Here is a 24,119-nt window from a genome sequence, read left to right as displayed (position 1 = left end):
ACCTTTGCGGCGGAACGGGTGGTGCCTTGTGTGGTGTTGCGCGGGCAACACTTACAGGCGTTTACCTGTGTTCCTTCTCTTACGAACAACGCAGTATATAAGGATATGACGCGTTAGGCAAGAGCTATACGGCTAAAACTTTCTGCTTGTAAAGAAGCTCCACCTACCAGTACTCCGTTTACGTTGTCAAGTGCAATAATTTCTTTGGCGTTATCCGGTTTCACACTTCCGCCATATACTATGCGTACTTGGCTGGCATTTTCTTTAAAATTATTGTGCAGCATGTGGCGCACTGCGGTGTGGGCTGCCACAATTTCCACCGGGCCTGCCACCTTGCCTGTGCCAATGGCCCACACAGGTTCATAGGCTATGCTTATGCGCTGCGGTGGCACTGAAGCGGGCACGTCTGCCAGGCCTGCCGCCAGTTGGCGGGCCAGCACTTCTTCCAGTTTTCCTGCTTCACGCTGGGCAAGGGTTTCCCCAATGCACAGCACCACATCAAGCCCCAGTTGCAGGGCAAAGGCCGTTTTCTGGCCCACAAATTCGTCGCTTTCACCCAAAATGGCCCGGCGCTCGGAATGTCCGGTAAGCACCAGGGTGCAGCCTGCGTCTTGCAACATGCCGGGGGAAATTTCCCCGGTAAAGGCCCCTTCCGATTCCGGGTAGCAGTTTTGCCCCCCAAGGCGTATGGGGGAACCCTGCACGGCAGCGGCACAGGCAGGCAACAGGGTGAAGGGCGCAAACACAGCCACTTCCCTGTCTTGCGGCAATGGGGCAATGCGTGTTGCCAGCTCCACCAGGGTGGCGCGGGCACTTTCCTGATTCTTGTACATTTTCCAGTTGGCAGCCATGAGCAGTTTCATGAGGGGGCTCCATCAGTTGATGATAATAAAATATTGAGTGCAAGGACTAGGTACATGGCATTTGGGAAACGCTCAGCGTTTCTCCAGGCTCAGCAGCAGGGCATCTTCGCCCGTATCCGCATAATAGGCTTTGCGCCTGCCACACAGGCTAAACCCTGCGCCGTAATACAGGCCCAGGGCGGGCAGGTTGTGTTCCCGCACTTCCAGGAAAAATTGGGCAATACCTGTTCCTGTGGCGGCTTCAAGCATGGCTGTGAGCAATTGCCTGGCAGTGCCTGCACGGCGCATGGCCGGGGCTACAGCCACATTATAAATTTCAATTTCACCTGCGGCAAACTGGGCCACAAAAGAAATATACCCCACCAGTTCGTGGTGGGCAGTAACGGCCCCGGCAACAAACCCCGCCGCGGCCTTGTTGGGGCAGCAGGCCAAAGCCTGCGCCAAGGGCGCGGGGCCTTGCGCCTGCCCCATGCCCGAGGCAATGAACTGGTCATACTGCTCTGCCTGCCAGGGTGTGCTGAAGCAGGCCGCTTCAAGCTGGGCCAGGGCGGGGGCATCTTCCCTGCCAAGGGCGTGTATGGTAAGCTGTGGTTTCACGCTATGCATTGCGGGTTCTCTGCTCAGTATCCTTCAGTATGGGCGGTGCACCCAAGCGGTACGGCAGCCCCTGTTTTGCTACACGCTGTGCTGCCTGCGTGTACTGGGCGCTTCCAGGGGCAAAAACTGTTGCCAGGGAAGCACTTTAAAATGGCCTTTGGGGAATCACTCGGTTTTTCGGTTGGCACGGCACAAGCGTTTCCGTAGCCCGCCGTGAGTATGCATTAACCTTCTGTACGATACAATGAAAAAAACAGCAAAATCATTTCCGGCTTCCAAAATTTCTGTTCTCCGCCATACTGTTGCCAGCACATGCATGGTGGTGGATGGCGGCGACACCCCGCTTTTGTACATGCCGGGGGTGCAGGCTGCCCGGCAGGGGCTTGCCCGGCGGCAGGTAGTAGTGGCCCTGTTTACCCCGGAAGGAAAACTTGTTGTGTGCCGCCAACCTGTGCCTTCCACCGCCCCTGCCCCAATCCTTGCTGGGGGCAGGCCAGGAGCAGGAGAATTGCCCCTGCTGGCGTTGCCCAGTGGTTTTGTGGAAGCAGGAGAAGCGCGGGAAGATACTGCTATGCGGCTGTATGCGGAATTTTTGTTCTGTGTGCCCCCGGTGCTGCGGCAGGTGGCAAGCATGGGGCCAGGGCAGGAACAACCGCATTTTCGCACTCTGTATGGGGCACGTATGCCAGCAGACCTGCACGTTTCCTTTTTTCATGCGCCGGGGGTGTTCAGCGTGCTGGATGCCGATGAATTGACGGGCCTGGTGGCAGATGCCGCAGAACTGCTGCAACCGGAACTGGCCTGGGCCGTGGGGCAGCCCGGTTTTTTGGGTGCCAGCAAGCAAGGGGCAGAAGAAGAATAGTAGCTTTATTTGAAAGTATTGTCCCATTGAACAGATTGTATTTCCTTTGGTAGGCGCTGCCCCCCCCAACCCCCGTTGTTTCTTCACTCCGGCAGCGGGGTGCCCCCGCCAAGCTGTGCCGTAAGTCTGTGGTTGGCCTTTGGGGGGTAAGGATTCTCCTTCTCGTTTTGAGAAAAAGCTGCGTAAGCGTAATATGCTTTTTACTTATCGGGCCAGTTTTTGCCACGCATTGAGCATGGCGGGCAACGGCAATGTGGCCGAAAAAAAGCCCCCGCCAAAGGCATTACAACCTTTGGCGGGGGCATTGTACAGTGTCAACTGTCACTACCAGCTGACATTCACACCGACTCTTCCCCCCAGGGACGATCCATCACCCTGATCGACGGCAAAGCTGTAATCAGTGCCGCCAAACAAACTGACATTGCGGCTGATTTGACCGGAGATACCCAAACCGATCTGGCCTTGTGTACCACCCAAATCAGTCTTGAGCGTTACAGGATTTTGCCCATCCAGGGTGTTGAATGTCGTTTTCCCTTCTGCGCCAAAGTCATGCAAAATACCAGCCCGGGTAAACGTACTTATGCGGTACCCTTGCTGTGTTTCCCAATCCTTGTTCAACTTACCGCCAACCCGGCCATAAACGGCATCCGTGGCGTCATAATCAACAGTACCGTATTGGTCGCTCCCATCGTCCAGCGCCACATGCTGGTAAATAAGTTGTGCTTGCGGGGTCAGTGTCCAGTTATACCCAAGCGTAATCGGGTAACCAGCTTCAGTTGAACCGATAAAGCCCCAACCGTTGGATGTTAGCGACTGATCATCTACCGAATTTGTGTTGATATCGCTATAACGTGTTCCCTGGACAACCGTGTCCACATACCACCCACGCGCACCCTTATGGGTCCAGTACGCGCCAATGGAATAGTTGTCCATATCCACATCACCCGCTTTGCCGCCACCAACCCGGTCAACCGTTGCAGAAGCACGGCCAGCGCCTACATAAAAGCCAGCAATGTTCTCTGCCCCATCCGCATGTTCACCACGATAGACATCTACGCCAGCCTGAATACCGGTCAGGTCGTAATCGTAGGAAGGGCCATACTTTTCAAAGTTGTTAACACGACTGGCAACACCTGAGCCGCCAAAACCGACATCACCACTTTCGCCAAACATGCGTCCCCACATCCGCTGGCGATGCTCAGCCTGCGAAGAACCAGATGTATTAGCGCTGGCATAGGAACCTGAACGCTCATTCCAGGTGCCCAGCATGGCAAGACCAAACTTGCTGGCTAACGCGGAAGAAACCATATAGGCAGGCACTTCAGGACGATAGGGATCGGACGGGCCAACCGGGCTGTCATTGGCAGAACGCAGATACCAGCTCCCATTGGCCCCACCTACGCCATTGTGGTAAAGCGAATATTCGTAGGCACCTGCTTTGACGTGGTCACCCAGTACAAACGCACCCGCAGCAGATGCAGCCGCACCGCCGTTAACATGCACCACTTCAATCCCGTTACCTGTGGTTTTCGCACCCAGGCCGCCAACATTGTTCACATACAACCTCGTGGCGCCACCAGGGCCAAGGCTTACGCTACCTGCCACAAGGCGGTCGGTAAGGGACTGGCTGTTGCCAAGCACAGTGTTAAGGTACAGCGAGCCACCATTGGACATATAGTTGCCCGCAACGGAAAGCACTGCACCACCATCACCGCTCAGACGAACAGTACCTGCGTTGTTAAGGCCGCCAGCGATGCTGCCATGGCCCAACAGTACCGCGTCACTCTCTACAATAACATTCCCGCCGATGTTGCCACCAACCGAGGGTGTCGTGTCACCAAAGGCCAGGGTACCCGCCTTAACCTGGGTGGTACCGCTGAAGGCCGCCAGGGATTGGTCTGCCCGCAGGGTGGCACTGCCGTCTTTAATCAGGGTGCCGTCGCCCGTCATAGCATTGGTAAGATCCCAATCATTATTCACAGTAAGAACGGCAGTCCCGGCATTGTCAATGCTCGCGCTGCCCAGGTTGTTGGCCTGGGAGGCACGCAGCACAGAGCTGTCGCCAATGAGGAAGCGACCTGAGAAGTCGCTGTTGTCCGCGGTAAAATTAACGTCCGAGCTATCTTGCACAGAAACGTTACCTATACCGCTAAGGGAGATACCATGGTCGCCCTGTGGAATGGAAGTCCAGGCTGCGTTGAAGTGACTTTCATCGCCGAAAATCAGGGTGTCGTCCGCGTGGGAAAGATGCAGGCTTTCTGCGTTAAAGCCTTTGGCGGTGTTCAGGAACAAAGTGGCACCACCATCAAGAATGACATTGCCAGTAAAGCCGCTCTGGGTCTTGTTTACATATACCCTACTGTCGTCAATATGCAGTTCGCCAGCGCCATACAAAGAGTTCACGTCAACGCCGCCACCCGCTGTTTCGCCCGGTGTACGTTGCGTGCTGGTAATGTTGAGGCTGCCGTCAACAAGAAGCTGGCTGCCTGCCACGGTGTTCAGGGCGCCAACAGATTGGGTGTACCCATCCATGTCAACGGCGCCACCTGCGGCGATAGTCAGGTTTGAGGTGTTCCCGAGTACATTATCGTTGGCCAGTTTCAGGTTGCCGCTACGTACCGTGGTGGTGCCTGTGTAGTCGTTGTTCAAGTTGGAGAGCGACACATAGTCCCCCGGCTGGGTGACGATGGCCAGATCACCGCTGCCTGTGAGCAATGCGGATAAATCTGCCGCAGTAGCTGTTGCGCCCGCGCGGGGTGAAAGGATGGTGGCATCGCTTCCTTGGCCTATAAGGTCAAGTTGCAAAAGCCCGTAGTTAATGTAAAGGCCATCATTGGCGGAGCTGGTGGTCAGGCGGTAGTCGTAATGCCCTTTGGCAACGTTTGGCCCTCCCACCGTGTTGCTAATGTCCAGGGTGGTTTCGTTAGTAATCTCGTCACCATTCTCGTCGATGAGTTCAATGGCCCCGGCACTGCCAATAACTTGGTCATTGGCCTGGATGAGCTTCAGTTGGACATTATCATCATCCTGTTCCAGGAGCGACAAGTTGGTGTCCACCACCGGTGGGTTGGTGGTGAAGCCCGCTGGGATATCAACTTGGGCCGTACCGTCCTGGGAAACGTCCAGCAGGTCTGTGGTTTCTATGATGGTATGGGCAATAGTGCCTGAGGGAGGATTGTCTGCGTCAAAATACACGGTGCCACCATTGAACTTGAAGCCGGAAAGCACCTGGTTTCCATTTCCCACAGTGGTGGTATTGCCTGTGCTGGCCACCAGTGTTGCGTCTTGCAAGGCAAGGGTATTTTGCCCGGAAAGGTCAAACGTGCTTCGTCCAAGGTCAAGTGTTCCGGCAAAAACTGTTCCGGCGGCACTGCCAAAGTCGAATATGTTGGCACTATTTATGAGGTCCACAGACAGGGTCCCCGTACCGCGTAACGGATTGACAAACAGGTAATCACCACCGTTGGCTGTGGTGTTTTCAATACGGAAGGTTGCACCGTCACCAATAGCAACTGCGCTGGTTGGGCTGATGCTGCCCGCACCAGTTAATTTCAGGGTGCCGGAAGCAACAGCGGTGCTGCCGGTGTAGGTATTACTCTGGCTCAGGGTCAAGGTGTTGTCGCCTTGCTGGGTCAACGAGCCGCTGCCGGAAATGACCCCAGCATAGGTTACGTCTGCCCCAGTGTTATCGAAAACAACGTTGCCCTGGTTGCTGATGTCCCCAGCATAACGTCCAGATGCTCCACCTTCACCCATTTGCAACGTTGCTGCCAGGTCGATGTTGGTGCTTCCTGTATAGGTGTTGTCGCCAGAAAGAATCAGAGTGCCGGAGTTAAGGTGCAAATTGCCGGAAGTGCCGGAAATTGCCCCGGAGAATGCGCCGCCGTTAGTTACGGTGAGTGCGCCATTGGCCATGAGCAAATTGCCCGCTCCAGCGAGGCTGTTGATGGTTTGGCTGTGCCCGCCAAGGTCAGTGCTGGCCCCGGCGGCAATATTCAACTGGCTGGTGTTGCCAAGGGCCTGGTCGCTGCCAAGTGCCAGGGTACCGCTGGTAACAGTGGTTTTGCCCGTATAGTTGTTATTACTATTATCGAGGAGAATACGATCCGTTGCAGTAATGGTAAGGTTGCCTGCGCCGGTAATAAGGGCCGTCATGTCGTTGGCACCGGCGGGTGCGGCTGCATCACCGGAAAGGGTGAGTGTTTCACCGGAAAGCAGGGTGATACGGAACAAGTTTGAGTTCAGGAACAGCTCTGTGGCGCTGTTGCCAAGGTTGTAGCCGTAAGAGCCTGTGGCAACAGTACGGCCGCTTTGCACAATTCCCATATCGGAACTGCTGAGGGCAGTGCCGGAAAGGTCAGCCAGGTCAAGGTTGCTGGCGCTGCCAGTAACGCTATTGGCCGTAACCAGCACCTTGCGCATTCCCTCATCTTGGGTCAGGAGGTTGCCGCTTGTGTCCGCTGTGTTCCCCGGGTTGATGCGAATTTGCCCGTCATCAAGGGTAAGGGTGTTGGTGGTAATTTTCCCAGTGGGCTGGTTGGCAAAGCTGAGTGCCCCGCCGTTAAGGTGCAGGTTGCCAATAGCCTGGTTGCCAGTGCCTACCGTTGTCAGGTTGTCGTTGTTGAGTTCAAGGGTAGCGTTACCCAATGCCTTGGTGTTGTCGCCAGCAAGTTCGAAAATACTTCTTCCCAGGGCCAAGGTGCCTGTAAAGGCGGTGCCAGTGTTGGCCCCAAAGTTGAAGGTGTTGCTTGCCGTATTCAGTGCCACGCTAAGCAGGCCGCTGCCCGTAAGCAGGTTGGCAAAGGTGTAGTTACCGCTGTTGGTGGTGATATTTTCAACATTGAATTTGCCACTTGCACCAATGTTTACGGTACTTGCAGCGTTGATGCTGCCAGCCCCGGAAAGGGTGAGGGTACCTTGGTTGACGGTGGTGTTCCCCACATAGGTGTTGGCATTGGTCAGAAGGGTGTTGCCGCCACCTTGTTGCACCACGCCGCCAGTGCCGCTGATGATGTTTGCATACGTATTGGCATCAGAGCGGTTAAAAGTAAGGGTGCCGCTGTTGCTCACGCTTCCGGCAATCCAGCCGCTGGTACCACCGCTGCCAAGTTGCAGAGTACTGCCGCCGTCAATGGTGGTGGCACCGTTGAACGCGTTGGCACCAGTAAGAATGGTGGTGCCTTTCATCTGGTGCAGCGCACCTGTGCCGCTAATGTTGGGGTCAAAGGTAGTGGTGCCGGGGTTGTTGAAGGCCAGGGTACCGCCGCTGCGAATGGCAACATCGCTGGTATCGTCAATGGAGCCTGCATTTGTCCCGTCGCCCAGTTGCAACACGCCATCAGTCACTTTGGTGCTGCCGGTGTAGGTGTTCGTTCCGGTAAGCACCAGGGTGCCATGGTCTTCCTTGTCAATGCCCCCTGCGCCCACCAAATTGCTGTCGATGGTGGCCTTGGTTCCTGCCCGCGCTGCCGTGCCGTCACCCACGCGAATGACGTTGTCGCCATTGGCAAGGGTTACATCTTCTCCCTGAATTCTGTACCCGTCGGTAAGGAACTGCATGCCGCCAGTGGTCACCGTGCCTTGGCTGTTATCTACAGTGACGGTACCGCCCGTTCCGGCAAAAATGGCAAAACTGCTGTCGGTATAACGGCCGTTGGCCGTAAGGTTGGTATCTGTCCAGTTGGTGTTGCCTGAGCTGCCTTGCCACACGCCACTGCCACCATTAAGGGCACTGGTGCTCCCATCCGGGTTCCAGTAGTTCAGGGTAAGGCCAGCGGTGTTCACCAAATCCACTTCACCTGCAATGCGGGTAAGAATGGAGTGATCAGCGGGGCTAAGACCTGTGCCCAAATCCAGGCCGTTGTTGGTAAGGCTACCGCCGTAAGAGAACAGGCGGTACACGCCAGGGCCGAAGGTGCCGCCGCTTACGGTAGTGGCATTCAGGATGCCGTCAAGCACCAGGTTGCCGCCCACGCTTACCAGGTCGTTATCAACGCCGCCCACCACGCCTACCCGACCAAAGTCAAAGTTGAGGGTGCTGGCAGAATCCAGTGCAAGGTTGCCACCCACATGCAGGTGCCCAACGGAATCCACGCCATTCCCCTCCCCGGCGGAAAGGGTGCCACTGCCCACGTTCACATTGCCGCCAAGGGTGCCGCTGCCGCTCAGGGTGCCCCCTGCGTTCACTGTCAGGCTACTGCTGCTGGAGCCGAGGGTGCCTTCCACTTGCAGGTTACCATTGTTCACCTGCGTGTTACCGTTGAAATTGGCGCTGTTGCCGCTCAGCACTGTTGTGCCACCTTCCTGGGCAATCTGCCCGTTGCCGCTGATGACGTTGTCAACAGTGGTGGTGCCGGGGCTGTTAAAGGCCAGCTTGGCATTGTTGGTAATATTCCCGGTAACAGAACCTGCTGTAATGCCGTCACCCAGTTGCAGGGTGCCACCAGTAATGAACGTGCCGCCAGTATAGGTGTTGGCCCCGGTAAGGGTGGTGGTGCCGCTGCCTTGTTGCGTTACGGTCCCAGAGCCGGAAATGACATCACCATAGTTGGCGCTGTTGGAACGGTTGAAAACCAGCCCGCCTTCATTCAGTACATCACCAGTGAACCAGCCACTGGCACCGCCACCAATGCCGTTGCCAAGTTGCAGCGTACCGCCTGCCCGAATGTAGGTACCGCCGCTGTAGGTGTTGTCTTTGGTAAACACCGTTGTGCCGCTTTCCTGGCGCACAGCACCAGTTCCGGTAATGGTGCCATCAAAGGTGGTGGTGCCAGGATTATAAAAGGTCATGATGGCGTTGTTGGTAACGTCGCCAATGATAGAGCCTGTACTTACGCCATCACCCAATTGCAGCGTACCGCCCGTAATGGTGGTACCGCCACTGTAGGTGTTGGCACCAGTCAGTATCAAGGTACCTACGTCGTATTTTTCCATTGCGCCGCTGCCTGTAAGCGGTGCATCAATGGTGGCGGTGTAATCCTTACTGGTAACAGTGCCGTCGCCCACACGCACAATATTGTTGCCCGCTTCAAGCTCAATGCTATCGCCCTGAATGCGGTAGCCATCCACAGCAAACTGCATGCCTTCAGACCTGACCTGCCCTGCGCTGTTATCCACCGTCACTGTTCCGGCCTTTCCCGCAAAAATAGAGAAGGAAGGGTTAGTGTAAGAACTGTTGACAGTGCCAGTTTCACTAGTCCAAGCCCGGTTGAGCGCCGCCAAAGACCATGTACCACTCCCACCGTCGATACGGCTGTTGTTATGCAAGGCCGTATTACCGCCATCCCAATAGGTCATATCAAGGCCAGCGGTATTGACCAGATCAACTTCGTGGTCAATGGCCGTAAGCACGTGGGTTTCGCCGGGTACTGGCTCTGTACTAATGAGCAGGCCGTTGTCCACAAGGCTGCCACCGTAGTTGAAAATACGATACAGGCCGGGGCCGAAGATGCCGCCAGGGGGTACATTGACATTCAGGATGCCAGCCAGGGTGAGGTTGCCTGCCACATCCACTAGGTCATTCAGTTGGCCGCCAACAGCACCAGCCTCGCCAAAGTCAAAATTAACCGTACTGGCAGAATCAAGTGCAAGGTTACCATTGACAGAAAGATGCCCTACGGAATCAATGCCATTTCCCGCACCAGCGGAAAGGGTGCCGCCAGCCCCAACGGTAACATTGCCACCAAGGGTTCCGCTGCCACTTAAGGTCGCCCCTGTGTTTACAGCAAGAGAACTGCTGCTGCCCCCAAGGGTACCGTCCACCTGCATAATACCACCGTTCACCTGGGTATTGCCGGTGAAGTTGGCACTGTTGCCGTTAAGGACAAGGTTGCCAATGCGCTGCTCTATATCCCCGTTGCCGCTAATACTGCCATCAAAGGACGTTGTGCCGGAGTTGTTGAAGATCAGGGTACCGTCATTGCTGATACCACTGCTGCTGTTGATGCTGCCACTCGCCGCGCCATTGCCCAGTTGCAGAGTGCTCCCGTTGTCAATGGTGGTGATGCCGCTATACGTGTTGTCAGAGGTAAGCGCGGTAGTGCCGCCCTTCTGGTGCACGCCACCGATGCCAGAAATAACGCGGTCGAAGATAGTGGTGCCGGGGTTGTTAAAGGCAAGGGTACCGCTGTTGTCAATGCCGCTGATGTTGGTAATTGCTCCGGCTGTGGTGCCGTCACCCAGTTGCAGGGTACTGTCGCTATCAATAGTGGTGGCACCGCTATAGGTGTTGGTAGCGGTAAGAATGGTGGTGCCGCCCATTTGGTGCACTTCGCCATTGCCGCTAATTACACGGTCAAAGGTGGTGGTGCCAGGGTTGTTAAAGGCAAGGGTGCCGCTGTTGGTAATGCCGCTGGTACCGGTAATTGCCCCGGCTGTGGTGCCGTCGCCCAATTGCAGGGTACCACCGTTGTCGATGTTGGTAACACCGCTGTAAGTATTGTTGGAGGTAAGAACCGTTGTGCCGCCTATTTGGTGCACATTGCCATTACCGCTAATGACACGGTTGAATGTGGTGGTGCCGGGGTTGTTAAAGGCAAAGGTACCGCTGTTGGCAATGCCACTGCTGCCAGTAATTGCCCCTGCGCTGATGCCATCACCAAGTTGCAGGATACTGCCATTATCAATGGTGGTAGCGCCAGTGTAGGTGTTGCTGGCGGTAAAAATGGTGGTACCGCCCATTTGATGCACATCACCCATCCCGCTGATACTACCACTGAATAGGCTGCTCAGGTTATTGAAGGCCAGGGTAGCGTCGTTGGTGACATTGCCGGTGATGGAACCCGCAGTTACCCCGTCGCCCAGTTGGAGAACCCCGTCGGTAATTTTGGTGCCGCCTGTGTAGGTATTGGTGCCAGTAAGAATAAGGGTTCCGGCGTCTTCTTTGTCAACGCCACCAGTGCCCACAAGGTCGCTTTCAATGGTGGCGGTTTTGCCAGCACTGGCTGCTGTACCGTCGCCTACACGGATAACGTTTTTGCCACTGGCAAGGGTTATATCTTGGCCTTCAATTTTGTAGCCATCGCTCATAAACTGCATGCCGCCACTGGTCACCGCGCCTGCACTGTTATCCACAGTCACTGTACCGCCCGTGCCGGCAAAAATAGCAAAACCGCCGGAGGTAAAGCGGCCCATAGCCGTAGCGTTGGTATCTGTCCAGTTGGTGTTGCCTAAATCGCCCTGCCACACCCCACTCCCACCATTGAGGGTGCCGAGGTTCTGATCCGGGTTCCAGTAGTTAAGGGTAAGGCCGTTGGTATTGACCAGATCCACTTCTCCTGCAATGCGGGTAAGAATGGAGTGATCAGTGCTATTGAGGCCTGTGCCCAGGGCCAGGCCGTTGTTGATGAGGGAGCCAACGTAAGAAAAGATGCGATATATACCGGGCCCGAAGGTGCCGCCGGGGGCTGTGGCCACATTCAGGGTGCCATCAAGCACCAGGTCGCCGCCCACGGTTACCATATCGTTATAGGAACCACCGGTTACCCCGGCCTGCCCAAGGTTATAATTAAGCTGGGAACCATTATTTAAGGACAAGTTGCCGCCAATGTGCAGCGTTCCCACCCCATCCGTTCCTGCCCCTGGGGACAAAATACCGCCGTCGGCCACGGTTACATTTCCATCTACCGTGCCGCTGCCCTGAAGGCCCGCTCCGTTGCTCACCGCAACCGTGTTGCTGCCATCACCCAGCACGCCATCAACGCGCAAGTTACCGCCCGTGATGGAGGTGCTGCCGCTAAAGCCGCTGCTGGTTCCGCTCAGCACCGTTGTGCCGCCCTTTTGGTGCACGTTGCCGTTCCCGCTAATGACGCGGTCAAAGGTGGTGGTGCCGGGGTTGTTAAAGGCAAGGGTGCCGCTGTTGGTAATGCCGCTGGTGCTGGTAATTGCCCCGGCTGTGTTTCCGTTGCCCAATTGCAGGGTGCTGCCATTGTCAATGGTGGTGGCACCACTGTATGTGCTGCTGCCAGTAAGAACGGTGGTGCCGCCCATTTGGCGCACATCACCACTGCCGCTAATTACACGGTTGAATGTGGTAATGCCGGGGTTGTTAAAGGCAAAGGTACCACTGTTGGTAATGCCACTGGTCCCCGTAATTGCCCCTGCTGTGATGCCATCACCCAGTTGCAGGGTACTGCCATTATCAATGGAGGTAGCGCCAGTGTAGGCGTTGTTGGCGGTAAAAATGGTGGTGCCGCCCATTTGGTGCACATCACCACTGCCGCTAATAATGCCGCTGAATAGGCTGTTGGGGTTATTGAAGGCCAGGGTAGCGTCGTTGGTTACATGACCACTGATGGACCCCGCATTTATCCCATCTCCCAGTTGAAGAACGCCATCGGTAATAATGGTGCCGCCTCTGTAGGTATTGTCTCCGGTGAGGAGCAGGGTACCAAAGTCTTCCTTGTCCAGGCCCCCGTTGCCCACCAGGTCGCTGTCGAGGGTGGCAGTTTTGCTTGCACTGGCTGCCGTGCCATCACCCACACGGATAACATTCATGCCATCAGCGAGGGTGAGGTCATCGCCTTCAATTGTGTACCCGTCGCTAAGAAATTGCATACCACCACTGGTCACCGTGCCTGCACTGTTATCCACAGTCACTGTACCACCAGTACCAGCAAAAATGGCAAAGCTGCCAGGAGTGAAACGGCCATTAGCCGTTAAGTTGGTATCAGCCCAGTTGGTGTTGCCTGAATCGCCCTGCCACACGCCACTCCCACCGTTGAGGACATTGAGATCCTGATCCGGGTTCCAGTAATTAAGGGTAAGGCCGGTGGTATTGACCAAATCCACTTCGCCTGCAACGCGGGTAAGAATGGAATGGTCTATATTGTTGAGGCCAGTGCCCAGTGCCAGGTCATTGTTGGTAAGGCTGCCGCCATAAGAAAAGAGTCGGTACACACCAGGGCCGAAGGTGCCGCCGGGAACTGTGGCCACATTCAGGATGCCATCAAGCACCAGGTTGCCGCCCACGGTTACCATATCGTTATAAAACCCACCGGTTACCCCGGCCTGCCCCAGGTTATAATTGAGCTGGGAAGCATTATTTAAGGACAGGTTGCCTCCAATGTGCAGCGCTCCCACCCCATCCGTTCCTGCCCCTGGGGACAAAATACCGCCATTGGCCACGGTCACATTTCCATCTACCGTGCCGCTTCCCTGAAGTCCCGCTCCGTTGCTTACCGCAACCGTGTTGCTGCCATCACCCAGCACGCCATCAACACGCAAGTTACCGCCTGTAATGGAGGTGTTTCCGCTAAAACCGCTATTGTTACCACTGAGTACTGTTGTGCCGCTGCCTATTTGTAGCAGTGCACCATCACCTGTAATGCTGTGAGTAAAATTCCAGAGGCCGGTACGGTTAAAGCCGAGGCTGGTACCGCTGGCCAGGGAAACATCGCTGGTTAATGTACCGCTGTTGCCACCATTGCCTACCCGTAACCCACCTGCTTCAATGGAAGTCGTGCCGGTGTAGCTGTTATTGCCCGTCAGGGTTGTGATGCCACTCCCTGTTTGCCGAACCGATCCATCGCCGGAAATTGTCCCGCCAAAGGTCACGTTATCGGCACGGCTAAAGGCCAAAATACCAGGGGTTTCAACTTCCATATTGCCAGTTATCCAGCCACTGGCACCCCCATTGCCCAACTCCAGCAGCCCTTCTGCCACGGTTGTCAAACTGATATTGACGTTTTGGTTCATCCGCATGGTGCCAATGCCAGTTTTGGTCAGGTGTGTCCCGCTGATCTGACCATTCATGACCAGCACATCGCTTGCCAGGGCCGTGGCAACATCAATAATGCCACCCCCAATGCCAAGCACAATGGTGTTTAACAGTGTGGTGGGGGAAGTGATTGCCAACGCACCACCAGTCTGAATGGTCACCGGGTCACCTGTTGGGTGACCAAGAGAAGAACCGCTGGCTACCGAAAGAGTCCCTTCAGAAATCGTCCACGGCGTCGATTGTGTGGGGGTGCCTGTCAACGTCCAGGTACTGCTGCCCACCTTTTCAAAATGGCCAAACCCCTGAAATTGCAGTGCAGTACCCAAAGCACCCAGTTGCCCGGTATTAAAGCCGGCATCTTCCGCGCCACCCAGCCGCAGCGTATCAGCACTACTAAAGGCCAGCACATTGCCAGTAATGGTATTGCCTGCCTGCAATTCCAGCCTATTGGTGCCACCAGTAAACTCAATGGCATTGGCACGGATGCTACCGATGCCGCCAACGTCAAGCCCAAGGCCGCCAAGAATCCTGCCGCTATTGATAACATTCAGGTTTTGACCAGAAATACCAACACCGCCAGCAACGGCTGGTGCAGTGGGGGTTGTAAGGCCACTACCGGCATTGCCCCCTTGAATGGTACCACTGTTGTTGATTTGCAAATTTGAGCCGACCACCCCCGCGCCGCCCGCAGCATTCAATCCTCGTTCAAGGGAAGTCGCTGCGCCCGGTGCGCCCCCGGTGCCGCCCTGCACAGTACCCGCGTTATCAAGTACGCCACCACCAGTGAAGAAAATCCCGACTCCTCCCAAACCGCCGCTACCAGCGCCCCCTGTGGGTGCTACTCCATTGCCCCGTGACCCACCAGCACCGCCGTTACCGCCAAAAACCTGTGCTATGCTCGAAATAGCGAGGGATAATGGGTTTCCACCAAGGGCAGAATTGACTACCACTCCGAAGCCACCAGCGCCCCCGCCGCCGCCGCCGCCCAAGCCCGCCGTGGCACCGCCGGCACCGCCGCCTGTGCCACCATTGCCACCTCTGAGTATGGCAGTTTGAATAGAGTCCATAATCAGCACCAGACGATGAGCACCGCCCCCGCCCCCATGACCTCCCCCATCACCAGCCGAGGCATGGCCACCATTGGTACCATTGGCACCGGGAGTTTGCCCCCCCACACCTACAGGGTTAGTATTCCCAGAGGAGGATCGGCCGCCGTCGCCGCCCCTTACGCCAGCGCCACCACCACCACCACCGCGCGCTCCGATAGAGTTTCCCCCGTTGCCGCCATTGCCGGTAATTGAGCTGGCCCCCCCTGCCCCGGAAAGATCACCGCCGCCGCGCCCGCCATTCGCTATGGCCAGTGAGGTCGGCAGCCCTAAAAAAATAAAGGCAATCACACTCAGCAACAACATTTTCATTTGCTGCCCGTAATGGCTCACCACCAATGAAGATTTTGCGTATATTGTGCGACTGTTCACGGCCAGCCACCTCCCCGGTGTTATGCCTGGCAAGAATGCCCGGCTCTTTTTTGTTATTTATCGAGTCATTCCGTTCTCTTTACCCGCATCCGAACTTCTCAAGTCAATAATTCAACGGGTTAACAATAGGAAAGATATGCAGCCTATATACTAGACTGATATTATCAAAGTCAATATATTCACTACAAACTATTGGGTGTATTATAAATAAGAGTACGAAGTAACAGAGAAGAATCACAGTTCGTGCTTACAGCATTATTATAATAGCAGGAGCATTGTCAAAATTTTAGCCTTCCACTATACTTTTTTGCCGCTCCACACTCTTTATGCTATTTTCATGCCAATCTTGCCAGCTAGTTATAAGGGCATCCCATATTTTATATGGCTTCACTCACTATACTAAGGGCCATCATACCAACGCCCTGGTTGTTGCGGGGAATACCCTGCCCCCCTCCTCCGGCGTGACACCACCGTTGCAAGGGCACACCTTGAGGGTGACCGAGCGTTGCTGGCAGTACTTCCATTGGTAACGGCAGGTTTGAGCAAGGGAAAGAAGGAGACACCTTCAAGCCCAATGGTGACACCGCCAATGCTGTCCGACTTTTTAGCCGGACAGCATTGGTTCCGGTTATTGAAGAAAGTCTACAAGAAATTTACCATAACGCATGGTCATGCCAAAGCAAGGGTCATATTTGGGTCATAGAGTATACAATGAGCAACACGCCAAAAAAAAGGGTTCCGTATTACTACGGAACCCTTAAATTTCTGGTGGAGCTGGAGGGAATTGAACCCACGACCTCTTGAATGCCATTCAAGCGCTCTCCCAACTGAGCTACAACCCCACGCGGAAAAAATAAATGCCTTAGGGAGCGGAAAATGTCAATGGGTTTTTGAGAAAAATAAAAAAATACCCATGCCGTATTGGTGTTCCATACTGGCAACACTCATATTTGGCATTCAAATGACATCCCTGAGCGTCTGCATTTTTGCGTATCGTCCTCATGCAGACATGCAGAACATAAAAAAAGCCGGGAACCTCGTGGAAGTTCCCGGCTGCCCCACTAGGGGGGGAAGATGGCGGAGCAGAAGGGACTTGAACCCTCGGCCTCCGGCGTGACAGGCCGGCGTTATAACCGTCTTAACTACTGCTCCAGATAAAAGGCATAGCCCTTTACCAAACATGATGCGGAATGCGAAATTTATGGCGGAGCAGAAGGGACTTGAACCCTCGGCCTCCGGCGTGACAGGCCGGCGTTATAACCGTCTTAACTACTGCTCCGAACACGACAACTCGTGTGGTGGGCGGTGCAGGGCTCGAACCTGCGACCCTCGGCTTGTAAGGCCGATGCTCTACCAACTGAGCTAACCGCCCGAGAGATGAAGTTTTAATGGAACTCCCTGAATCAGTCAAGAAGAAATTAGCATTTTTTTCCCAGCAACTTAATTTTTTTTCCTCTTGACTCTACCTTAATAAGCAAGCTACGAATGTGAAATTATATACTTGGTAAATAGAGGCGCACACCCGCTTTTGGGGGGCTGAGCCACAAGCCCAAATGCCACACAGGCCTGCCACGGCCTTTTGCGGCGGTTAAAAGCACCCCATATCCACGGGGTGGGCACGTGACACTATGCTGCATCTTGGTGCCACAGCCACCTGCCAGGGGGCTGCCCCGCTATTATTTAGATGCAACTGCCAATGAGGCCGCCTAGAGCAAGTTACACATGAAATAAGAGCAAGCGAGCTTTGCCACCCGCCAAGCGACTATTTCAAGTACAAAAGGCTCTGGGCGCATCACATATATTTCGGTTGTTCTTCACCTGGTGTTGCCGCCACAGCAACACCAGCCAGCAGAAAAGCCGAACGACACATCCAAAAGACGGCCTTTTGAGGTGTGTATGCAAGGGGTTGTTACACTTTATCTTTCACAAGGACTGCCACTATGAAGAACCAGTCGTCGTTACTGCGAAGGATGGGCGTATTTACGTCTGTCCTTATTGCGTTTTTTGCCCTTGGGCAACCCGCGCAAAGCGCAGCAAAGGCAACAGGGGCACGGGCCAACCCGCGTGTTGACCTTGTCACGTTGGGCTCTGGGGAAAAAGGGCGCGAAATGCCCCTGGTCAAATTCAAACATGACCAGCACACCCAGGCCCTTGCCAAAAATGGCAAGAGTTGCCAAGCTTGCCACCAAACCAAAACCGTGAACGGGCAAGAACAGGTTGTTTTTTCGTTTAAAGAAACGGAAAACCTGGCCCCCAGCGCCAAAAAGGAAGCCTTCCACGCAAGCTGTATTGGCTGCCACACAGAATTGGCTGTCGCGGGTAAACCCACTGGCCCAACTGAAGCTTCCTGCCGCTCCTGCCACAACGGCGAATCCGGGCTGGTTTCCAGCAAGGAAAGCATGCGCTTTGACGCCATGCTGCACAACCGCCACATTGCGGCAAAAACCTTGCAGGTTGCCGGGGCAAAAGACAACTGCGGCACATGCCACCACACTGGCTTTGATGCTGCTACAGGAACCTTTACGGTAAAACGCGGCACGGAAGAAGCCTGCCTTACCTGCCACCTTACCCCCGCCCAGAAAGCGCGTGAACTTGCCAAAAACCCGGAAGCTGCCGACGCATTTGGCCCCATTGCCAAGCGCACCCCCAGCAACCAGGCCAGCCACGCCATGTGCATTAACTGCCACCTGCAAGTTACTGCGAAAAATGCCACTGCCAATTCCGGCCCTGCGGAATGTGCTGGCTGCCACGACACAAAAATTACCCAGCACTATGCCCCTGCCCAGGCAGACATAAAGGCACTTGCCAGCATGCGGCTTGACCGCGGCCAGCCCGATGCCGTGCTTATGTTCCCTGCCACCACTAAAAAGGAAGACAAGCAGGGCGGCATGCTGCCGGTAAGTTTTGACCACAAGCTGCATGAAGCAGCCGCCACCGACTGCCGCACCTGCCACCACAAGCAAATTGCGGCCTGTTCTTCCTGCCACACCCTTGAAGGCACGGCAAAGGGCGGCTTTGTCACCCTTGATAAGACCATGCACAGCCAAACCGCTGCCCGTTCCTGCATTGGCTGCCACAACCAGGCGACAGAACAGCCCCAGTGCGCAGGGTGCCACGCATCCTTGCCAAAACGCATGAACGAAAACGCCTGCGGCACCTGCCACGCGGCACCTGTGGGTGTTGCCAGCGAAAAGGCTACCCCTGCGGCTCTTTCGGCCCTTGAAAAAGAGGAACGCAGCCGCCTTGCTGCTGCTACCATTCAAGCCCGCAACAACCGCACAGTGACCATGGTTGCCAAAAGTGACATTCCTGAAACAGTGACCATTGGCATTTTAAGCAACGAGTTTGAGCCCAGCGTATTGCCCCACGGTAAAATAGTGCAAACGCTTACGGCAAAAGCTGGTGAAAGCAAGCTGGCTAACGCCTTCCACACGGAAAGCACCACCTTGTGCCAAAGCTGCCACCACAACAGCCCGGCTTCCAAAACACCGCCGCGCTGCGTTTCCTGCCACGCTGTTGACCCACAAAAAGCCACCAGCGGTGTGCCTGCATTAAAAGCCGCGTACCACTTGCAGTGTATGACATGCCATGCCCGCATGAACCAAAAACCTGCGGAAACCGACTGCAACGGCTGCCACAAGCCGCGCGTGAAGTAGAAAGGAGTCTCTCCATGCAACGAAGAAAGTTCCTTACGCTGATGAGCGCAGCAGGCCTTGGAGCCGCGCTGAGCCCGGCTTCTGCCAATGCTGCGGCAACTACATCCTTTAATGGTCACCCGGAAGCTGTGGGCGTTCTGCACGATTCTGTGCGCTGCATTGGCTGCCGCAAGTGCGAAGAAGGGTGCTTTAAGGTAAACGGGCAAGACCTGCCTGCCTTTAAAAACGACCCCAGCGCCCAGCGCCCAGACTTTGCAGACCTTGAGGTGCTGAACAAAAAGCGCCGGACAAACTGCAACACCTACACCGTGGTGAACCGGTACCAAACGGAAAAAGGCCCCGTATACCGCAAACTGCAATGCAACCACTGCCAGGAACCTGCCTGTGCTTCCGCATGCTTCGTAAAAGCATTCGTGAAAACACCGGAAGGGCCTGTGGTGTACAAACCTGAATTGTGCGTTGGCTGCCGCTACTGCATGGTAGCCTGCCCCTTCTATGTACCCACCTACGACTACGGCAGCGCCTGGAACCCCCTGGTGTACAAGTGCACCATGTGCGCACCGCGCATTGCCAAAGGGCAGTTGCCCGGCTGTGTGGAAGCCTGCCCCAAGGAAGCCTTGGTATTTGGCAAACGCACAGACCTTATCAACATTGCCCGTGAACGCATTCAGAAAAACCCGGAACTGTATGACGCCAAAGTGTTTGGCGAATCAGAAATGGGTGGCACCAACTGGCTGTACCTTTCTCCCGTACAGCACACGGAACTGGCACAGCCCGAGCTTGGCAAAACGTCTGCCCCGGAACTGACCAGCGGCGCCCTTGGCGCTGTGGCCATGGTGGCAGGCATTTGGCCTGTGCTGCTTGGCGGGGCCTATGCCATTAACAAGCGCCGCACCAAAATGGCCCAGGAAGAAGCAAAAGAAGCTGTAACAACCGCTGTGGCCACTACCCGTGAAGAAGCGGAAGCCAAGCTGCAAAAAGCCCTTGCCAAGGCGGAAAAAGACAAAGACGCCGCCGTTGCACGGGAAGTTAAGAAGGCGCGGGAAGAAGCCATTCAGGAAACTGAGGCCAAGTTCGCGCCCCCACAAGCACCGGATGGGGAAAGTACCCCTGAAGATGCCAGCGGCAAGGAGGGAGACGCCTAATGAACACGCATGATAACGGTGCAAAAAACACACTGCTCACCCCCGGTAACGTCATTACAGCCATCATCCTTCTTGTGGGGCTGTTTATTACGGTGCTGCGCTTTACCAAAGGCATTGGCAGCGTTACAGCCCTGGACGACAACAACCCCTGGGGCATCTGGATCAGTTTTGACCTTCTGTGCGGCGTGGTGCTGGCGGCAGGTGGCTACACCACCACCTCTGCTTACTACCTGTTCGGGCTGAAGCATTTCCGTTCCGCTGTGCGCCCGGCCATTACCAGCGCCTTTCTTGGGTACGCTTTTGTGGTGTTCGCCCTGCATTACGATGTGGGCCAGCCCTGGCGCCTTGTGTACCCCATTTTTGTTTCCCAGGGCACCACGTCCATCCTGTTTGAAGTAGGCCTGTGCGTGTTCCTGTACGTCACAGTACTGGCCATTGAATTTTCACCTGCCGTGTGGGAATGGCTTGGTATTAAAAAGCTGCGCAGCCTTGTGTTGCCCCTTACCATTCCTCTGACCATTCTGGGTGTTATTCTTTCCACCATGCACCAGTCTTCTTTGGGGGCCTTGTACCTTATTGCCCCTTCAAAAATGCACCCCTTGTGGTACTCCAGCTTTATTCCGGTCTTCTTCTTTATTTCCAGCATGTTTGCCGGCATGAGCATGGTTATTTTTGAAGGCATACTGGCCCATAAGGGCCTGCACGGCAAAATGGATGCGTTGCACCTGAAACAGGCCGACGGCGTAGTGCTTGCCTTTGGCAAGGCTTCTGCCTTTGTCATGATGGGCTACCTGTTCATTCGCTTTTACGGCGTGGCCATGGACAACAACTTCAAGTACCTGTTCACCGGGTATGGGCTGTGGTTCCTGGTTGAAACCATTGGCTTTGTGGCCCTGCCTGCCTTCCTGTATGCCATGGGCGCACGGGAACGCAATGTAAGCCTCATGAAAATCGCCGCAGTTATTACCGTGCTTGGTGTGGTGCTGAACCGCTTCAACGTGAGCCAGGTAGCGTTTAACTACCAGCTCGACGCTTCAGAACGGTACTTCCCCCACTGGATGGAAATTGGCGTTTCCGTATTTGTTGTGACCCTTATCATTACCGCCTACCGCTTCATTTGTACCAAAATGCCCGTTATGTACGAGCATCCTGAGTACAAAGACGCCCATTAGGGCCGGGAGAATAATATGGATACTGTATTTTATTCCTACCACGACTTCATGCTGGCAACCAAAACAATCACCTATGTCCTTATGGGCCTTGGGCTTTTTGGCCTTCTCGGTTTCTGGCTCTTCCTTACCGGAAGGGATGAACCCATTCGGAAGTACTAGGGCAAAGGCGCTTTGGGAATATTCGTTCCTAAAGTAAATGCAACGCTCGCCAGGCCACGCGCACAAACACTGCGCATGGCCTGTGCAGCGGACCGCCAGAAGGAGAACTCATATGGAATCGTTGATGTCGTTTCTCACAGGGCCGGGGCTAATCATTTCTCTGGCTGTATTCTTTATAGGCCTTGCCGTTCGGCTTGTGCTGTATTTCATGGGGCTAGACTGGCGCCTGGACCGTGTGGCCTACAAGCCGCACATGTCGGAAGGTATGCGCGGCGGCCTGTACTCCGCCTATAAATGGCTGGTGCCATTTGGCACCTTTGGCTGGCGCGCCCAACCCTTTTTCACCATCTGTTTTTTCCTGCTGCACCTTGGTGCAGTGCTTGTGCCGCTGTTTTTAACAGCCCACAACGAAATTTTGCGGATGCGCTTCGGGTTTGGCCTGCCTTCCCTGCCACAAGGTGTTACAGACGTACTCACCGTGGCAACCATTATCGGGCTGTTCTTCATCATTCTTCGCCGCATTGCCCTTACGGAAGTGCGCATTATTACTACGGCTTATGATTATTTCATCATAGCCCTGGTGGCAGTGCCTTTTGTCAGCGGCTTTATTGCACGGGTAAGCAGCGCAGGTTCTGATGGCTGGCTGCTGGTACATATTATCAGCGGGGAATTGATGCTGGTTCTTGCCCCCTTCACCAAGCTTTCCCACATTGTGTTGTACTTTGCCTCCCGCTGGCAGCTTGGGGCCGACTACAGCATCAAGCGTGGCGGGCACAGAAGAGGCCCCTGCTTTCCCTGGTAGGCAGTGGCAACATGTGAACAAGGCCAGAGAAACGCTGATTTATTCCGTTTGGCGGTGTTATTTCACTTTTTTTGAAACAGTCGAGGACGGAAGAGTCCACTCCTGCTTCAAAAAAAGCTCATTCCTAGCCAAACGAAACAACTGAGCGTTTCCAAAAAGCCATGTAATTCCCAGGTACCGCTGCAACGCTGTACCGTGCGCTCACCCTGAAGGATTTTGGGCGTTGCTATGCGCGCCCCAACAAGGAGCAGACCATGCCTGAAGGCCAATTGTGCAACAGAACCCCTATTAGTACCGAAGAAGCGCTTAAAGCCCTTCTTGCGGACAAAGGGGGCAAGCAATATTACGACGAAATGACCAAGCTGGATGTAGACACTGTCAAGTTGTGGTCTACCATTGAAAAAACGTGCAAAACCAGAACCAAAACCTGGCTGGAAATTTGCGCCCACTGCGGCCTGTGCGCAGACAGCTGCTTCCTTTACCGCTGCAACAATGCAGACCCGGAACAGGTGCCTGCCTTTAAAATTCAGTCGACCCTTGGTGAAATCATTCGCCGCAAAGGCAATGTGGATAACGCCTTCATGCGCCGGGCCATGGAATATGCCTGGTCACGCTGCACATGCTGCAACCGCTGCGGCCAGTTCTGCCCCCATGGCATTGACGTGGGCGTTATGTTCAGCTACCTGCGCGGCCTGCTTTATTCCCAAGGCTTTGTGCCCTGGGAACTGAAAATTGGGGCAGGCATGCACCGCGTGTACGGTGCCCAAATGGACGTAACCACGGAAGACTGGGTGGATACCTGCGAATGGATGGCGGAAGAAAACGGTGAAGAATGGCCCGGTCTTGAAATTCCTGTAGACAAGGAAGACGCGGACATTATGTACACACTGAACGCCCGCGAACCCAAGCACTACCCGGAAGACGTGGCCGAAGCCGCCATTTTGTTCCACCTGGCCGGGGAAAACTGGACAGTGCCCAGCACAGGGTGGGAGCAAACCTCCCTTTCCATGTTTGCTGGCGACTGGGAAGCCTGCCGCATGAACGTGGAAAAGGTGTACGATTCCATTGAGCGCCTGCGCCCCAAGCGTGTTATTGGTACCGAATGCGGCCACGCCCACCGGGCCACAGTTATTGAAGGACCGTACTGGATGGGCCGCCCAGACGGCCTGCCGCCAGCAGAATACATTCACTACGTGGAATGGGTGGCAGAAGCCCTGCGCACTGGCAAACTGAAAATTGACCCTGCCAAGCGCATTAAAGAGCCTGTGACCCTGCAAGACTCCTGCAACTATGTACGTAACCACGGCCTTGGCAAATATACCCGCGAAATTATGAGCTACCTTGCTGATGACTTCCGGGAAATGGGCCCCAACCGTGAATACAACTATTGCTGCGGCGGTGGCGGCGGCTTTAACGGCATTGGCATGTACCGCAAACAGCGTAACGTGGCCCTGCTTACCAAACGCGACCAGATTCTTGCCACCGGCTGCAAGCTGGTGGTGGCCCCCTGCCACAACTGCTGGGACGCCATACGCGACCTGGAAGAAGAATACCACATTGGCATTAAATGGACATTCTTAAAGCCCCTGCTCATTAAAATGTGCATTGTGCCCGACCACTTGAAACCACAGGAAGAGGACGGGGAAGAATAACCCCAGCCCTGCCACCC

Annotated in this window: 10 protein-coding genes and 4 tRNA genes; 7 read left to right on the top strand and 7 right to left on the bottom strand. The window is 55.1% G+C overall.

Going from position 1 to position 24,119, the window contains the following annotated elements; genetic code table 11:
* Positions 1-113: 113 nt before the first annotated feature.
* Positions 114-863 (bottom strand): triose-phosphate isomerase, encoded by a 750-nt coding sequence (gene tpiA, locus G497_RS0102365; protein ID WP_027186943.1) that lies wholly within the window; start codon positions 861-863, stop codon positions 114-116.
* A gap of 72 nt (positions 864-935) precedes the next feature.
* On the bottom strand, positions 936-1,469 hold the full coding sequence (locus G497_RS0102360; protein ID WP_051257747.1) for a GNAT family N-acetyltransferase: 534 nt from the start codon (positions 1,467-1,469) through the stop codon (positions 936-938).
* 235 nt (positions 1,470-1,704) lie between these two features.
* Here G497_RS0102360 and G497_RS16300 point away from each other — a divergent pair, with 235 nt between their 5' ends.
* The gene (locus G497_RS16300; RefSeq protein ID WP_034636257.1) at positions 1,705-2,322 is read left to right on the top strand and encodes an NUDIX hydrolase; all 618 of its coding nucleotides are present in this window, start codon (positions 1,705-1,707) and stop codon (positions 2,320-2,322) included.
* A 324-nt stretch (positions 2,323-2,646) separates the two neighbouring features.
* Here the strand turns inward: G497_RS16300 and G497_RS20030 are convergent, their stop codons facing one another.
* From G497_RS20030 to G497_RS0102310, 5 genes are all read right to left on the bottom strand, one after another.
* Positions 2,647-15,516: an autotransporter-associated beta strand repeat-containing protein gene (locus G497_RS20030; RefSeq protein ID WP_156907891.1), complete on the bottom strand. Its 12,870-nt coding sequence runs from the start codon at positions 15,514-15,516 to the stop codon at positions 2,647-2,649.
* Between the two features lie 766 nt (positions 15,517-16,282).
* Positions 16,283-16,358: transfer RNA gene (locus tag G497_RS0102325), tRNA-Ala, on the bottom strand.
* A gap of 233 nt (positions 16,359-16,591) precedes the next feature.
* Positions 16,592-16,668: transfer RNA gene (locus G497_RS0102320), tRNA-Asp, on the bottom strand.
* A gap of 50 nt (positions 16,669-16,718) precedes the next feature.
* Positions 16,719-16,795, bottom strand: a tRNA-Asp gene (locus tag G497_RS0102315).
* Positions 16,796-16,812: 17 nt separating this feature from the next.
* Positions 16,813-16,888: transfer RNA gene (locus G497_RS0102310), tRNA-Val, on the bottom strand.
* A gap of 568 nt (positions 16,889-17,456) precedes the next feature.
* Here G497_RS0102310 and hmcA point away from each other — a divergent pair.
* From hmcA to hmcF, 6 genes are all read left to right on the top strand, one after another.
* Positions 17,457-19,172, top strand: coding sequence for a sulfate respiration complex hexadecaheme cytochrome HmcA (gene hmcA / locus G497_RS0102305; RefSeq protein ID WP_027186938.1), 1,716 nt, complete (start codon positions 17,457-17,459; stop codon positions 19,170-19,172).
* A 14-nt stretch (positions 19,173-19,186) separates the two neighbouring features.
* Positions 19,187-20,317, top strand: a complete 1,131-nt coding sequence (hmcB, locus tag G497_RS0102300; protein ID WP_027186937.1) for a sulfate respiration complex iron-sulfur protein HmcB — start codon at positions 19,187-19,189, stop codon at positions 20,315-20,317.
* Entirely contained in the window at positions 20,317-21,489 is a 1,173-nt protein-coding gene (gene hmcC / locus G497_RS0102295; protein ID WP_027186936.1) for a sulfate respiration complex protein HmcC, read from the top strand. The genes hmcB and hmcC overlap by 1 nt, the downstream gene beginning before the upstream one ends.
* A gap of 15 nt (positions 21,490-21,504) precedes the next feature.
* Complete coding sequence (gene hmcD, locus G497_RS20300; protein WP_169726957.1) at positions 21,505-21,648, top strand: sulfate respiration complex protein HmcD; 144 nt, start codon at positions 21,505-21,507, stop codon at positions 21,646-21,648.
* A 121-nt stretch (positions 21,649-21,769) separates the two neighbouring features.
* Positions 21,770-22,450 carry a sulfate respiration complex protein HmcE gene (gene hmcE, locus G497_RS0102285; RefSeq protein WP_027186935.1) on the top strand — a complete coding sequence of 227 codons (681 nt, stop codon included), beginning with the start codon at positions 21,770-21,772 and terminating at the stop codon, positions 22,448-22,450.
* 254 nt (positions 22,451-22,704) lie between these two features.
* Positions 22,705-24,102: a sulfate respiration complex iron-sulfur protein HmcF gene (gene hmcF / locus G497_RS0102280; RefSeq protein ID WP_027186934.1), complete on the top strand. Its 1,398-nt coding sequence runs from the start codon at positions 22,705-22,707 to the stop codon at positions 24,100-24,102.
* Positions 24,103-24,119: the final 17 nt, after the last annotated feature.

Source organism: Desulfovibrio cuneatus DSM 11391 (assembly GCF_000430005.1).
Lineage (GTDB): Bacteria > Desulfobacterota > Desulfovibrionia > Desulfovibrionales > Desulfovibrionaceae > Frigididesulfovibrio > Frigididesulfovibrio cuneatus.
The sequence above is the reverse complement of the archived record's forward strand: the minus strand, read 5'-3'. Positions and strand labels throughout refer to the sequence as shown.